This is a genomic window from Paenibacillus sp. NRS-1760, assembly GCF_050467785.1.
Classification (GTDB): Bacteria; Bacillota; Bacilli; order Paenibacillales; family Paenibacillaceae; genus Pristimantibacillus.
The window spans coordinates 211,029-227,016 of the sequence record NZ_JBITPK010000020.1 but is presented as its reverse complement, the minus strand read 5'-3'; the positions used below and the strand labels follow the sequence as shown (position 1 = coordinate 227,016).

Genomic DNA, 15,988 nt, shown 5'->3' with positions numbered 1-15,988 from the left:
CTTCTTTCTGCAGCTATAATGTTATTTCAAGTAACGCTCGCTATCTTTTACCGCCTGATTCAATGCTTCCTGCGCATTACTGCCATGCATAACTGCTTCTACTGCCGCGGAAAGCTGTCTATTCACTTCATTCCACTTTGCGTTAAGCAGGAAAGCCGGTGTATTATCAGAACGTTCAAGCATCGTATAGTACGGCTTGTACAGAGGATCTTGATCTTTTTTGAGCTCCTCCACGACGCTTAATCTTACTGGCAAATCAGCTACGCGCATCTTGATCGCTTCATTCGATACATAATATTTGATAAATTCCCAAGCCAAATCCTTTTGCTTGGAATCCTTCGCAATGGACAGCGCAGATTCTGCGACAACGCCTTTTACTTGCTTGCCTGGAAATGCTGGCATCTCCACGGTGCCTACATCAATGCCAGCTTGCTTGAAAGATTCGAGCGGCCAAATTCCGCTCTCCCACATGGCGATTTTGCCAGCTTTAAAAATATCCTCGCCGCTTTGTTGGCCTTTACCGCCTGCAAGCACGGCAGAGCCGTTCTTTAACATGTCGCCAAACATTTGAATCACACCTGCTGTTTCGCTGCTGTTCATGTAACCTTCTATTGTTTTACCGTCATCCGATATATAGGAGCTGCCATTGCTCCATACAAACCCTTGCAGATCATAAGTGTCATTCTCAGCCCGAACTCCGAAGCCATATTGCTTCTTCGTTTTGTCCGTCAGTTGCTTGGAGATTTCTTGAAACTCATCCCATGTCCAGCCATCCTTCGGATAAGGAATCTTCGCATCATCAAACATTTTCTTGTTGTAGTAAACAACACGTGTCGTGAAGCCTGCCGGAATGCCATAAAGGTTGTTGTCAATTGTCGCGTAATTAAATAGGCCGCTGTAGAAGTCATCCTTTTTCAGGTCCGCATCGCTGTCTGCATAGCTGTTAAGTGGCTCAAGCGACTGGTGATAGGTTGGAAAATCCCACATATACATGACATCGGGAGGATTTGTAGCCCCGAAGCCTGCAGCCAGCTTTTGGTCAAATCCATCTGCGTAAGCCTCTACCTGAACCTTCGTGCCTGGATGATTGGCTTCGAACTTCTTAGCGATATCTTGCTCAATCTTGAGCGCATCCCCAGTATCCCATGTAGCGAATCGAAGCGTTTTCAAAGCAGTAGAACCTTTTTCATTATCAGGCTTCGCAGTCGTGCCATTTGTACTTTCGTTATTACCTGAACATGCAGTAAGCATTGTCACAGTCATAACCGTCGTAACAATAATAAGAGAAATTTTGTTCTTCATTCTGGCAGCTCCCCTATCCGTGTAGTACTTCGTAATTGAACTGCTTTCATCTTAATAAAAATGAAAGCGCTACAAAACCGTTAATCATTCGAATGTTGGTGTGGTTTTGTTCGATTTACTTGGGAAGGTGCACATCTGTTTGGAGCGTACTGCCTTTTTGTTGGGTACGGTAGTAGCTGGGCGTTTGCCCCGTGCAGCGCTTGAACCATTTACTGAAATATTTGCTATCGCCAAGCCCTGTACGCTCGGCTATGTCCTGCATCGTAAGGTTCGTTTCTTTCAATAACACATATGCGAGTTTCAGCTTGCGTTTATACTGATAGGCGACAAAGCTGTCTCCTACTGCTTTTTTGAACAGGATCGAGAAATGGCTGCGGCTAAGGCCGACCTGTTTGGCCACGTCGCTGACTGACCAATCTGCCGCTGGGTTCTCATGCAGCAAGTTAACTGCTCGCCAAATTGCCTCTGGCCAATCCACCGCGGATACGCTGTGGGCTTTCTCCAGTTCTGCTTCTTTATGAAGCGCTAACCATGCTTGAAGTCGTTCATCCGCATGCATGAGCGGCCCTCTTTTGGCCCACTGCAGCTTCGTATTCTTGCTCTTTTGCTCCACTAGCAGCATGTCCAAGACATTTAATTTAGATTGCGGGACGATACAGTAGCACCGTTCCTCCCCATAAGGAATAATCGTCCCTTCACAAATTTTTTGATCCTCGTATGTCACTTTCTTCAATAGATCAAGCCAGGATGACTCGCAGCCTGAAGTCTTGACCAAATAGATATAGACAGGCTCGCCATGGAAAGACCACTCCTCGCGAGTGCGTTTCTCCATCTCGCCAATAAATTTATGGTTATGTCCATTCAACCAAGCGTACAACAGGGTACTCAAGCGTTCTCCTTGATCAATGCTATTTTCTTCAGGCACCGCGGATTCCGAAGCCGCCCCCAGTTCACTCTGGAACTTCGCCAGCATTCCTTCCAGCTCTTCGTCCTCGAAGGCGGTTTTGAGCAGATAACCTGATGCGCCCAGCTTCATGCCCTGCTGCGCATATTCAAAATCCCGGTGGCAGCTGAGTAAAATTATTTTTGTATGAGGAGCTTTCTCCTTTACTTTCCGTGACAATTCGATGCCATCCATCTCGGGCATGACAATATCCGTAATGACAACTTCAGGCTGATGTTCAAGAAAAGCATCCCAGGCTTTGCGGCCGTTCGGAGCGTCAGCGACCACTTCCATTCCATACTTATCCCAAGGGACGGTCGACCGAAGTCCTTTGCGGACAATACTTTCGTCATCTGCGATTAACACCTTAATCATCTTGGTTGCTTCCATGCAGGTTATCCTCCTTTTTGGGCCATTCAATGATGATCGTAGTCCCTTCACCCTGAATCGATTGTACGGTTAACCCATACTGCAGGCCAAAATGCAATTTGAATTTCTGATCGGCATTTTGCACCCCTAGTCCTCCTCGGCCCTTGCGATTCGTCATATTGGGCAATAATAGAAGCTTTAGCTTATCTGGTGAAATGCCAGCTCCGTTATCGGATAACTTAAGCAATAAATGATTGCCTTTCTCCTGTACAGTCAAACGGATCACACCCTTGCCATCCTCGAAGCCATGGAAAAAAATATTTTCGAACAATGGCTGCAGCGTCATTCGAGGAATCAGATAGCGTTTCAAATGCTCATCGCATTCCAGCTCATACTCGAACGTGGAACCGTAGCGCACTTCTTGAATTTTCAAAAAATGATCAATCATCCGAAGCTCACGTTCCATAGAAATCAACTCCTGTGAGATATCCAAATTACCCTCAAGCACCATCGTAAGGTGATACAGCATCTGACGGATATCTTCTGCTCCTTGCAATCTCGCTTTCCATTGAATCGAATTAAGCGTGTTAAACAGTAAATGGGGATTAATTTGATAATGGAAAGCCTTAAGATCCGCCTCCTTCTTAAGTCGCTCGCTCCGTTCCACTTCGCCAATTAACGATTGTATCCCGCTGACCATATTATTAAAGCTTGTATCCAGGATGCCTAGCTCGTCATGGGATTCAACCTGAGTCCTCGTATGCAGCTTTCCGAAGCTTACCTTCTGCATCGCATCCTTAAGGCGGCGAATCCGTGCGGTAAACCGGGAAGAGAACAAGTATGCGAGTCCAAAGGCCAGCAGACAGGAGCCAAAAGCGACGATGACGGTATTCGACCGTATAATGTCGGAAGAGCGATAAAAGGATGCAGCAGGTAATCTTGCCTCAATGCTCCACCCATTAACAGCAAGAGTTTTAGTCCATAAGATGTCACTCTCTTTGGGCTAGAAGTCAGTTGCCGTCTCATAGATAATCCTTCCCTGTGGATCATCAATTTTGAGATGTGCCTTCGTATCATTCTCGAACAGCTGGAACATATGAAGCAGATCCTCGGCATTTTCTTCGATTAAAATTTTACTGCCTCGCAGCGCTCCGTAAGGACTATTAACCGGTACTGCCAAGCCTAGCAATGAGATCCCGTTCTCCATCGTTTCGCCCATAGCATGGTTCTGAGAGTAAAATCCTAACCAATACTTGCCGCCAAAAGAAGTGTTCATGGCTTGCCATGCGGGAATAAGGCTGAGCTTGGACACATCAAGATTATTTTCCCCATAATAATAGCCGGAACTGGTAATAATATAGATTCCAATCGTTCGATCGGATTTAAGCGCTTTCAAAAGTGCTTCGAAATCATTTTTATCCATGATATCTTTATACGTAGTCGGTACATGATCACTTAGATCAACGCGCGCAGGATCAAGCAAATAGGAATAAATAGTTTCTGTTGTCTGATTCATTCGATTCAAATATGAGCTCATCTGCTGTTCCAATTGAGCCACTGCATTATCTCCATATTTGCCAAACTGAGAATTAATGACCTTCGCGGATTGGTAATAAGACAAAGCTCCAAGCGAAAGCAGTGGAATAATGGTCACAATGAGAAAACAGAAGAGCAGCTTGGTTCGTATGCTCCGGTAAGAGCCAGACAAAAGAGGAAGTTTAAGTTTCTTAAGTACATGATTCATCATAATTACATCCTTCCTCCTCCACTCCATAATACTTGAAGTGTATCATGGACCTCTTTTACCGAACAATGAGAAGCAATTCCAGCAAATATGCTGTGGACGACAACCCACCAATCACAAAATAGATCTTATTCCCATAAACGTCAAAAGCACCTCCCGTCAGCCTATTATTGGCTTATTGGAAGTGCAGTGATTCATTCGGTTGTATACTCATTACCCAAAATGAGGAACACGCTCGACGTCCATGTAAACGCTCGATCACGTAAACCTTGACCCGTCATCGCATCGAAATTTTCGGCCATCCCGCTTCGATCCAGCATGGCGCAGAACCGGCGTGAGACCATCTCAGCAAGCTCAAGATCTCCTGCTGCGGCAGCACCTTCAACCAGTATCATCGTCGAGGGCGCCCAGATTGGACCGCGCCAATACCCGTCAGCACTATAGAAAGGACTATTCACACTCTCCGTCGCCCAACCATTAGCAGTTAAGAATCTGTTCTCATCACGCAGCCCTTCTAGCAGTGCAGTGCGGATATGCTCAGGTAGACGTTTGCCCAATATAATTGGAACGAACAATAATAGGCTGTCTCCTTCGGATAGCTCATGCGTACCTGATCGGCAGGCTGTAAACTGACCATTTTTCCAAAAATGGCTGATCATTTTTTTCATTGTTCCCTCAGCAAGCTTTCTCCATTCGACTGCTTCTTCCACATGACCGAGCCGTTCAGCAATTTCAGCTAAAAGCTCTGCTTGAAGAATAAGAAAAGCTGCTAAATCAGGGCTCTCTACCGGAATGCCATTGTTAAACGCCGTGCTGTTATCCCAGCCGGAGTCGTTGCCATGATTGTATTGCGGAATGCCATCGCTATCGCCATCGCGGTAGTTGAACCACCATTTTGTCCATTTGGACAAAGGGCCATAAACCTCTTGAAGCTGCGCCTCCTTGATAAAGTCCGTTCGTGCCATCATCCAAGCAAGCGTCCATCCATGAATGGGCGGTTTGTTGCAATTCCACAGCTCATATTTATCGTTGATGAAATCCGGGATAAGTCCACTCTCATCCTGCCGGTCAAAGAAAATCATAAACTGATCCCATGCCAGCTTCGGGTCATGACGAACAAGCCCCATCGCATTAAAGCAATGATCCCAGCTCCAAATGTTCGTCATCCAATTCTTTGACATATACATCGCTGGCCGAGTGAGACAGCCTTCTGCCGGAACGAGGCAGGACCACGTAATATAAGCGGCTAGTACTCGGCTTTCTTCCCAGCGTAGTGGCAACGTTAAACTATTATCCAACCACAAATTAAACTCTTCCTTCACTTGCTTAACAACATCATCAAAAGGTTCCCAAGCCATTCGCGGCTCCAAAATGGTCCTAAACTCTTCAATTGCAAACTCTAATTTACCTGAATTATTGTCCGGCAAGAAATTTGCGATAACATATGAGCTTTTGATTTTGTCCCATGGAACTTCCATTCGCAGCTCGCCAACAAGCGCAGTAAGCATGAACCTGCATTCATGGGTGAAGCTGTTTACTTCCCAGCTGCTAGGTGACGCTTGATAGGCATAATCGTAAGCGGCCGTACGGAAGGTCAAGCGAATTCCGCAGCCGTTCGCGCGAACACGGAATGTCCGGCTGTCAGATATACAAATTTCTGCCGTTAAGCCGCGTTTCGATGTCAACTGAATCCTCTCTGGGGAAGCTTTGGACAGGAAAGATACAGATTGGCCGCTTTCATCGAGCATATCGATATGGAAAGCTTCGCCGAATTTATCATCGCCACCGCGCACGGTGCGCATATATAGGCCTTGTTGTCTATCTTTGGCTTCAGGCAAAATGGAGATCGCTAGGAACGTTTCTCTTCGACTGAAAGGTACTATACTTAAATCAAAGTTCATATCTAATCTCCTTTACGGAATAGTATACGCTTTCATTGTATCGAAAGGAGTCCTCGGAAAAAACGGACAGTTGTTTCTGATGGGTGGGAAATTTGTTTCGTTAGAGGCTTTGTTTATCACGACGGGGGAGTTTTGTTCGATGAATGCAGTACTTTTGTTCGAATCGGTATTCAAAATAGTTCTTAAATTTAATCGTTTACTTGAATCATTATTTTGGTGGGGACTTGTCCCCCATTTTTACAATACAATCAGAAAGAGGATGTCCTCATGCCATGAGATTGGCAAAGGCACCCTCTTTTTTTCCAGATTAAAAACCTTATCATTTACAACTGTATACTCTAATCTCCACAATTTCCGCTCGGGGGCTGCCATTCGTACTTTCGACAACCAATCTTAACTTATTGGTTTGTACTTCATTTATGGAATGAACTCTTTTTCTTATTCGGTTATTTGTTTCTCTATGCAAAACAGTCCACCCGTTGTTTACCCAAGCTTCAATTCGGTAGTCTTTGACGAGCTCCGGAATAACTAAAAAAGGCGTTTCGTGATGATGAAGGTTAATTAAATCCTCGTTTACATCATCGTTGAAGGTCACATGGATTTCGGACACATTCGTCGCTTCGATTAAATCAACCTCAATCCATTCGTCAACACCGGCTTTCAGCGGTTCAGATACCCAAATATGCGGTCCGCCGAACGGTCTTGCGTAACCATCGTTTGCCTTGCTCGCCGCATAGGCACCCGTTGCCGCCGAGAAACAAAATGGCTCGCGAACCAGTCGCTTCATGCTCCATTCGGTGACAGGCGTATACCGCTCGTCATCATCGCGACTGGAGTGTTCGGTATGCATGCTCTCGAAAGCGAGTACACCTGTTAGTGGAACAGCCGACTTAAACAAGCTGATTCGGTCGTTTGCGCGGACGATGATAAATGCATTTTTCGCCGCTTCATCGCTACCCTGCACGAGCGGAATCTCGACCCATTGCCGCTCACCCGTGCTTACTTTCACCTTCACACTATGACGCAACGTTGCCGGAACGTAGTTTTCCGCACGTCCGGTATCCCACAGCTCAACGGTAAGCTCACTTTCCCCGCTTGCCGACAGCAGCAGCTCGAACTGTCCCATCTCACCTTCAATTGGAAATAGCAAACCGACGTCCTTTGCAAGGGGGTACGCCTCCGATGGCTGATCCAAGCAAATTCGCGTTAAAGTACTCGAAGCGCTCATGGTTCCTCTCCTAGCCAAGTCCAATGCATCCATGTTCCGTAATCCGATGATTGAAGCATCACTCTTAAGCAATATCTGCTGAAGTTCAGCAATATGGTACTCACGCAGCTCGCGCGGGGTAACACCTTTCATAACGGATAACGCGGCGCCTGCCCCAGCAGCTTCTCCAATTACCGCGCAAGTTGCCATTACCCTCGTCGTGCCAAAAGCAACGTGCGTCGCGCTGATGTTCCGTCCGGCAAATAACAGATTGCTCACGTTTCTTGAATACAAAGAGCTGAACGGAATATGATAGATTCCATCCGCATGCAGATGCTTAGATCCACTCTCAGATGCATACATGCCTTGAGGGGGATGCAAGTCGATCGACCATCCACCGAAGGCGATGCTGTCGTCGAATGGATGCTGCGCCATAATGTCGTTTTGATTCAACACCGTGTCGCCGATAAAGCGGCGGTACTCTCGCTTGCCCGGGATCGAGCCAACCCATTCGAGCGTCATCGTCTCCGCATCGAATTGACCTGAATTTTTGATATAGTCCCATATCCCATATATGACCGACCACAGTTCATCGCGGATTCGCTCGTTCTCATGAACGCTATCCAGCTCTCCACCCCATTCAATCCACCAATAGTGGCAGCCCGAATCGCCGCTGCGTATGACTCGTTTGATCGGAATGGATGTCGTCAAAATGTCCTTAGCGAATGACGGAGCGACAAACCGAACCGGCTTGCCGGTATCCTTCGTGTAGAACAGCAGGGTGCTGCCTAACGTAATGTCGTCTGCAACCTCTGGCGCCCAATCTTCCTCGTATTCGTGCTGCGCTTCACGCCCTAGACGATAGGCGGCTCCCGCTAGGAAACCGACCAAACCATCTCCCGTGCAATCGAGGAACACTTCGCTCTCGAAGCGAATAAGCCGCTCCGAGCCCATCATCCATCCGGTAACAGCACGGATAACTCGCTCTTCAAGCTCTCCATCCGCTTCGACTTCCCGGACGTCTGTATTCAAGTACAAGCTGATGTTCGGTTCCGCGCGAACGGCTTCCAGCAGCGTCAAATCCCACAAATAAGGATTCCCCTCGGGATTGCGGTACTGGTTCTGGATGAACAACTCTCCCATGATCCCCGTCTCACGGGCATAACGATTTACTCCATGACCGGTTGCACCGCATACCCACACTCTCACCTCCGAGCTGGAATTGCCCCCCAGCACTGGACGGTTATGAACAAGCGCCACTTTCAAGCCCAATCTTGCCGCGGCGATTGCCGCGCATATTCCTGCCAATCCGGCTCCAACTACGGTAATATCCGTTTTCACTAACTCATTTCTCATGGCAATCTCCCCTTGAATATAAGTTGTGTGTATCTTCAATTTCAAATATATTGCTATTCAAAGTATAAGAAAATGCACTATAATTATTTCAAGGATATACTTTATTTCAAGGAGTTTATAAGAATGGATCATCCCGCGCTATGGTCGCACACACCGACTGTAATATCCTATAACTATTGGCAAAATATCGATCGATTCCAGCTTTCCGTGGACACTTACTCCAACTGGGTTATGTTCATACCTGAAAGTGGCCGATTTTCATTCCAAATTGAAGGTCAAGAGGGGGAATCCAGCTTCGGCAGCATCGTCATATGCCCTCCTCATATTGCATTCCATAGAGAAACGCTTGAAAAGTTAACTTTTCATTTCATTTTGTTTCATTTAGCCGAAACGAACACCTACATTCACACAACGACAGAAAGCTATCCACATGGACAAGTGATTATCGGGGACCCGGATCGCTTAAGATCAAATCTTCGCATGCTTCGTAAGCTATCGGGGCATTCGAATCAACAAGCGCAGCTTTGGAAGAACACGATTATTCACGATATCCTCCTGCTTGCCAGCGATCACTTCAATCCATTTCAGGAATCCATGCCAAGCGCGGAAGATCCTATGCTTGAAGCCATACTCGAGCGTTTGCAAACACTCGCCTATACACCTTTCAACATCAATAGAGTAGCCGCTGAATTTGGTTTAAGCGCTGTGCAGTTGACGAGAAAGTTTAAACAAACTTTTTCTGTCAATCCTAGCGAGTACATCACATCCTTACGAATCAATCGAATAAAATCTCTTTTGATGGAAAGCGATTATACTTTGCAGGAAATTGCTGTACAGTGCGGTTATGACAACGGATATTATCTCAGCCGTATCTTCTCGTCACGTGTCGGAGTAAGTCCATCTGACTATCGGAAAAATAACAAAGTATAACGATATGAAAAGGCTCAAATGTTGAAGATTGACCTTTCACTCCTATTCGTTTACTCTGCCAAACGCACAAGAAGCTGTCCATGAACCAAATCGGTCATGAACAGCTTCTTTCCTTCTTTTATTGCCGCAGCTTCTCATTCATTTCAAGCAATCTTACGATGATCACTGCCGCTTCAGCCCGAGTGACAATCCCTTCTGCGGCGAAACGGTTGCCTCCGCGGCCTTCAATCAGGCCGTTCTCTGCCGCAGCTGCAGCATAACCTTTGACCCAGGCAGGGATGCTCTCGTTATCCGAGAATCCGGTATTCCCGTTGCTGTTCTGTTTCACCGGAAGATTCATTGCACGAACAATAATAGCTGTCACTTCGGCACGAGTCATATTGGCTTGAGGGCGGAAGTTTCCGTCCCCAAAGCCTGTAACCCATCCTTCTCCGACAGCTGCCGCAACCTCTGTTGCTGCCCATACGCCGATTTGTTTTTGATCTGCAAAGTCAGACGCAGTTGCTTCATTTGACGGCTTAAGAGCATGCACCAGCATATATACCATCTCCTGACGGCTTACCGTTTTATTCGGCTGGAAGGTATGATCGCTATAGCCCTGTATAATACCTAGCTGCGCTGCCTTTTCGATCCAGGCTTGTCCCCAATGCCCGTTAATATCGGTCAGTAAAACTTGCTTCGGCTCTCCTCCGTCTTTGGAAAATACAGCGAATTTACCTAAACTTCCAATCTCCGCCTTGATCACGTCACCGACAGCTTCCCCGCCGACTTCAATCCATTTCTTTTGCTTCTCGTCATACTGCCATATAGAGGGATATTGCGATTCTTTCAGCTTCTTCTTGTCGAAAGCAAGACTAAGTATCACTGGCTTATGCAGCTTAACTTCCGGCTCCCCTTGTACCTCGATAAGCGAGCTTAGAAGCTGCCGTGACAAACCAGCGTTGCCGATATTCTCTTTATCATCCAGCTCCAGCAGCGACAACTTCGTGCCTTTGTCTGTCGTGCCTTCAAAAATGACCAGCTTCGCAATTGTACCTAGGCTTACTTCCCCAGCAGCTTTTACCGGTAGATATAATTGACCCGTAAGTGAGATATTTGGACTTGGGCTATGATTATTTCCACCCTGATAAGGAGGTGTAACGGTATTTTCTTCAATGTTGACCTTTACTGTCGCAATATTAGAATATTCGTATCCATCAAATACTCGGAACGTAAAAGCATCTTCTCCCGCTGCGGTGGCATCCGCTCTGTAGACAAATTTGCCCTCACCAGTAGCGACAAGCTTGGCTGTACCTTTCTTGCCGTTTGCAACAATTTCAAATGTCAGCTTTGCCCCTTCTGCATGCTCCGCTCGCAGCGTTCCTTGCACTTCTTCACCTGATTTGACGGTATAAGTTGCTTCATAGACGGATGGAGCTGCCTGATTATACATCCACTGCATCGACCGGAACATACTTGGCCGTTTCTCATTGCCAATTCCAGAGCCCCATTCCAACCAGCCTCTTCTTCCCTTGCCGTCATTCTCATTCACGAGCAGTGAGAAGCTCATAACATCACCGCGCTGGGGCTGTATCGGCGTCAGCTCCGACCAAGGCAGAGCAAGCTTATAGATCGTCAGCTTATGCTCCTCATCCCTTGTTACAGCTGCTTCACCATTTTGCAGCGGCCCTGCCGGCAATCCTCCCATCGTCGTCCAGCGATAAATTTGCGGACCATTCGGCGTATCCGATATACCATACTCATACCAGCCCCGGCTTTCCCCAGGAATTCCAGGAGACAAGGCAAACTGGATGCTGTCATTATTCCATATATCAGCACCGGAGGCCGATGCCGCATGAACATCGTCCTTTATTTTTGCAGTCATGTACAAATGATCCTGATCATAGTGGAGCCAAGCTTGTCCACTCAATTCAATCTGGCCGCTATGACCGGAGAGTAAGACAGGTTTGCCTTGCGATAAATCCATTGTAGGCGATAATGCATCAATTTCTGGCTCTATGCGGTCATTGACCGAAATCGCTCCCTGGTAGATGGGATTAAAACTGAAATTCCCTTCATAAACATAAGGCTCCTGCTCCTCAAACTCAACTCGGATGGAAGCCGGCTGGTCCCCTCCAAGTGCGATCAGGCTAAGCGGAATGCTGAATTTCTGTTTATTGCCCGGAAGCACAGTCATGTTGATAAGCTCTTGTCCAGACTGTCCTCCGACCTTCCAGGTTATTCTGTTAACAGTAAGACCTGCGGTCTTTCTAAAATTTTCTACATCAACGTTCAGCATTTGACTGTATTGTCCATCGATCTGCTGCATTGCAGGTTTAACAGAAACCGTATGCGGTACACCAGTTACGACCTCATGCTGCAGCTTGCCTATCTTGTTACCTGCTTTGTCCAGCAAGTAAATTGCTACCGAACGGAAACCTTCCCGCGTCTCATTGACGGTCAGAGAAAGTGCTTCAGCTTGCCCTTGCTTAGCCACAATTGGATAGCTGCTTTCCTCCATCCTCGCGGTGATATCAAGCGAAGGCCCTGTCTCGTTGTTCACGGTTAAGGTGAATGTATGCGAATCGCCTACTGCCGTTTGCTCACCTGCGAACGCAAAAGTATCGTCCTTCACAATCCGGCTAATGCTTCCTTTTATATAAAAAGGTTCACCCGTCAGCGTCATATAGATCTTGCCATTATGCGGTGTGTAAATTTCTGTGTTCCCCATAAAATCTGTAATTTCCAGATTGTTGTCCGTTTCAATTACGGCAGCGGTTTTCTTCTGCGCCCATACAACTCGAAGAGCTTCGCCGCCTTGCGTAAACAAATTACTTTTTATCGGGTCGCCAAATTGCTCGATCTGATCGAATGCCGCACCTGCAAGCTGCCTGCTCATTGCAGCATAACTCGCATAGGCTGGCTTTGGAGTATAAGCCCCCATAGGGTCATCCTTATGCCGGACCAATCCAAAATTATGTTCATTGTAATCGCTTTCAAGACCATCATTCATGAAATCGTACCAGGACATCCGTTCTACTCCGAGCCCCATTCCCGTTACAAATCCGCGAGGCAAATAATTGGCCTGTGTCTTCTCATCGACACCTTTGGCGGATTGGTGAGTCGGCGAACCAAATTCCGTCACCCAGATCGGTACAAGCTTGCCGTCATTGTATTGTTTAATCAAGGTTTTCAGGCCTTCTAATTTTGCAAATACTTCGTCAGGAGCGTTCGGATCCATATAGGTCTGTACAGACACTGCATCCAAATATTTCAGGCCGGCATTCTTGTCTTCACCTTCTCCTACGCCTTTCAGTACACCTTCGATCCAGTTCAAGTCGACGCCCCCTGAGACGATACCGACTACCGGCACATCAGGATACGCTGGCTTGACTATGTTATACGTCTCCTTCATCAGCTTGTAGTAATAGTCCGGCTGTGAATTGGCAGGACTGTTGCCCCTTTTGCCAAATCCTCCGTTGAATTCATTATATACGTTGAACCCGATGAGCTGATCCTTGTAATGACCCACATAGGCCTTCGCATATTCAGCAAGTCCTCTTCTACCTTCATCCGTGAAGGGTGTGCCATTGTTATCGTAGAACGGATTATTGAATGCCGCCACCAAGAGAAGCTTAAGCTCATTCTCCGCAAGCTTGTTCATGTAGTCATCCGGTGTAGGTGAAAAAGTATAAACGCCTTTTTCCTTTTCAATACTGGTCCATTCCATGCCATCCCTAACGAAAGACGCGCCCATATAGCGGATAAGCTTGGTTAGTTCTTTACTCCAGCCAGAGGCAGTCCAGTTCAGATGAGTGCTGACGCCAAATGGCGACTCGCCATTGCCGGGCGGCAAAACCGAGGAAATGACCGCGTAAGCTGTTTTTTGGACGAGCGGTTCGCTCCCGGGCTGCTCAGCGGAAACATCCAGCGTAAAATAGCCCAATTTTGTGAAAGGCACCGTTATTCTTGCTGTTCCACCTATGTTTTGTTCTGTCCCTGAGGATACATGGGATCCGTAAACGTCATAAACCGACCATTGTACCGTCGGCCTAACTGTCCTCACATCAAACGTGATTGATTCATTCTCCAAAAATACATTGCCAAGTGTCGTCTGTTTAATTTCCATTTCTGGCCACCAGTCCCCTAATCGGGATGTAACCTGATCCACAAGAACAGTCGCTGTAGTCCCACCATTCTTAATATCAAATCGATCGAAGAGTATCATTACAGCTTCGGCTGGTTTGTGCCATATCCCGTCATTGGCGCCATTCCAATAAGTAAATGATTTTGATCCCATTTGACTAACTACAACCTGCTGCCAGTCTGATGTATTTTTCAATTCAATACGCTGTTGAAACGTTTGCCCCGTTGTATCTGTTGTTCGTATGCGGATTGACTTCAATTCCGAGGTTTTGACCCAAAACGCAAATTGTTCAATGTCTAGGTCATCCACCTCTTTTTTTATGGACACATATGGCGATCCCGTAGGGCTTTTACTGAAATCTGCTATTAATTTGCCCATATATTTTCCTTTGTAACTCTCAGCTGACTCGATCACATTGTAGCTTCCCTTTACGGCAGGCGTATCACCGAAAGCAAAGAGCCAATTGTCATTCGGTTGCTCAAAGTCACTGATTAAGTGATCAAAATCTACTGGCGGAACAGTTACTTGAGCTGTGATCTGATCAAGCAAAATAGTGGCATTTAACGCCCCATTCTTTATATCAAATCGATCGAAGAGTATTGATATGGCTCCGGCTGGTTTGTGCCATATCCCGTCGTTAGCACCGTTCCAATAAGTAAATGATTTCGATCCCATTTGACTTACTACAACCTGCTGCCAGTCTGATGTATTTTGCAATTCGATACGCTGTTGGAACGTTTGCCCCGTTGAATCAGTTGTTCGTATGCGGATTGACTTCAGATCCGAGGTTTTGACCCAAAACGAAAATTGTTCAATGTCTAGGCTATTCACCTCTTTTTTTATGGCCACATATGGCGAACCTGTAGGGCTTTTACTGAAATCTGCTATTAATTGCCCCATATAGTTTCCTTGGTAACTATCAGCTGATTCGATCACATTATAGCTTCCCTTTACGGCAGGCGTATCGCCAAAAGCAAAGAGCCAGTTATCGTTCACTTGCTCAAAATCACTGAGTACATAATCAAAATCTGATGTGATGTTCTCGAGTTTTTTCGGCTGATCCTCTGCAGAAGCCTGACTGGGAGTGTTATAGAAAAATAGATTAGTCAGTAAAGCCATTATAAGAACAATAGTTAGTCTTTTAATTAGAATGACCTCCTTATTTATTGCCTCTTGGCATTCGTGAGGCAAACAGAACATGGGTTTTCTTGGATCACATACATCCTCCTATTTTTATAGGAGGATGTATGTCGTTTATCCTTTGACAGCAGAACTGGAGAACCCTTGAATAATATACTTCTGGCCAATAAAGAAGACGATAAGCAGCGGCACGACTCCTGCTGTGGCGGCAGCCATCATCATGTTATAGTCCACTCCCGCTTCCAGCATAAAATTCTGCATACCAAGCGGAACCGTAAACAGTCTTTTGTCCAGCAAGAAAATCAAAGCGTTTTCATAATCGTTCCACGTCCATGTAAAATCAATGATAGCGAAGGTTGCCAGAACCGGTTTGGAAAGCGGTAGAAACAATTGAAAGAAAATTCGGAAATGGCCGGCTCCGTCAATGAAAGCCGCTTCAGATATTTCATGGGGAATGCTCATAAAAAATTGCCGAATCATAAAGACGCCAAATACTGTAAACAAACCCGGAAGTATAAGCGCCCAATGCGTGTTGTAAATTCTCATCCATTCAAACATGATGAATTTAGGAACAAAAAGCACTTGTTGTGGAATCATCATCAGACACAGATACAGCACAAAGATAGCGTTCCTTCCCTTGAATGGAATGCGGCTGAAGCCATATGCGGCAAAAGCGGCAAACAAGGGGGCTCCGACCATTAAAATCAAGGATATCTTCAGCGAGTTTAAATAAAATAAAAGAAATCCGTCTCCGGCCGTCCAGACCTTAAAGTGGTTAACCCATACAGGATTGAGAGGAATCCACTGAATTGGATAAGTGAAGACGTCCTTTGCTTTTTTAAACGAGGTGCTGATCATCCAGATCATTGGCGACAATAGCAGCAGACTGGCTAATGCCATTAGGATCGTATTAAAACCTTTGATCACTCGTTCTCTGATTATTCTGACATTTCTTGTACCCATTGTGCGT

General features: G+C 46.2%; 9 protein-coding genes. 1 reads left to right on the top strand and 8 read right to left on the bottom strand.

Annotation, left to right across the window (positions count from 1 at the left end; genetic code table 11):
* Positions 1 to 21: 21 nt before the first annotated feature.
* The 6 genes from ACIFSR_RS27900 to ACIFSR_RS27875 form a co-directional block, all read right to left on the bottom strand.
* Positions 22 to 1,302 carry an ABC transporter substrate-binding protein gene (locus tag ACIFSR_RS27900; RefSeq protein WP_430061561.1) on the bottom strand — a complete coding sequence of 427 codons (1,281 nt, stop codon included), beginning with the start codon at positions 1,300 to 1,302 and terminating at the stop codon, positions 22 to 24.
* Positions 1,303 to 1,417: 115 nt separating this feature from the next.
* Positions 1,418 to 2,635, bottom strand: a complete 1,218-nt coding sequence (locus ACIFSR_RS27895) for a response regulator transcription factor (RefSeq protein WP_430061559.1) — start codon at positions 2,633 to 2,635, stop codon at positions 1,418 to 1,420.
* Positions 2,613 to 3,452: a sensor histidine kinase gene (locus tag ACIFSR_RS27890; RefSeq protein ID WP_430061557.1), complete on the bottom strand. Its 840-nt coding sequence runs from the start codon at positions 3,450 to 3,452 to the stop codon at positions 2,613 to 2,615. Before ACIFSR_RS27890 ends, ACIFSR_RS27895 begins: the two co-directional genes overlap by 23 nt.
* Positions 3,453 to 3,617: 165 nt before the next feature.
* Positions 3,618 to 4,361, bottom strand: a complete 744-nt coding sequence (locus tag ACIFSR_RS27885; protein WP_430061555.1) for a cache domain-containing protein — start codon at positions 4,359 to 4,361, stop codon at positions 3,618 to 3,620.
* A 191-nt stretch (positions 4,362 to 4,552) separates the two neighbouring features.
* On the bottom strand, positions 4,553 to 6,259 hold the full coding sequence (locus ACIFSR_RS27880) for an amylo-alpha-1,6-glucosidase (RefSeq protein ID WP_430061553.1): 1,707 nt from the start codon (positions 6,257 to 6,259) through the stop codon (positions 4,553 to 4,555).
* A gap of 319 nt (positions 6,260 to 6,578) precedes the next feature.
* Positions 6,579 to 8,822 (bottom strand): FAD-dependent oxidoreductase, encoded by a 2,244-nt coding sequence (locus tag ACIFSR_RS27875; protein ID WP_430061551.1) that lies wholly within the window; start codon positions 8,820 to 8,822, stop codon positions 6,579 to 6,581.
* A gap of 123 nt (positions 8,823 to 8,945) precedes the next feature.
* On the opposite strand from ACIFSR_RS27875, the gene ACIFSR_RS27870 reads away from it, so the two are divergent.
* Positions 8,946 to 9,752, top strand: coding sequence for a helix-turn-helix domain-containing protein (locus ACIFSR_RS27870; RefSeq protein ID WP_430061549.1), 807 nt, complete (start codon positions 8,946 to 8,948; stop codon positions 9,750 to 9,752).
* A gap of 118 nt (positions 9,753 to 9,870) precedes the next feature.
* On the opposite strand, the gene ACIFSR_RS27865 is transcribed toward ACIFSR_RS27870, so the two are convergent.
* Together ACIFSR_RS27865 and ACIFSR_RS27860 are read right to left on the bottom strand one after the other, a co-directional pair.
* Positions 9,871 to 14,997 (bottom strand): S-layer homology domain-containing protein, encoded by a 5,127-nt coding sequence (locus ACIFSR_RS27865; protein WP_430061547.1) that lies wholly within the window; start codon positions 14,995 to 14,997, stop codon positions 9,871 to 9,873.
* Positions 14,998 to 15,132: 135 nt separating this feature from the next.
* Positions 15,133 to 15,981, bottom strand: a complete 849-nt coding sequence (locus tag ACIFSR_RS27860; protein WP_339203960.1) for a carbohydrate ABC transporter permease — start codon at positions 15,979 to 15,981, stop codon at positions 15,133 to 15,135.
* Positions 15,982 to 15,988: the final 7 nt, after the last annotated feature.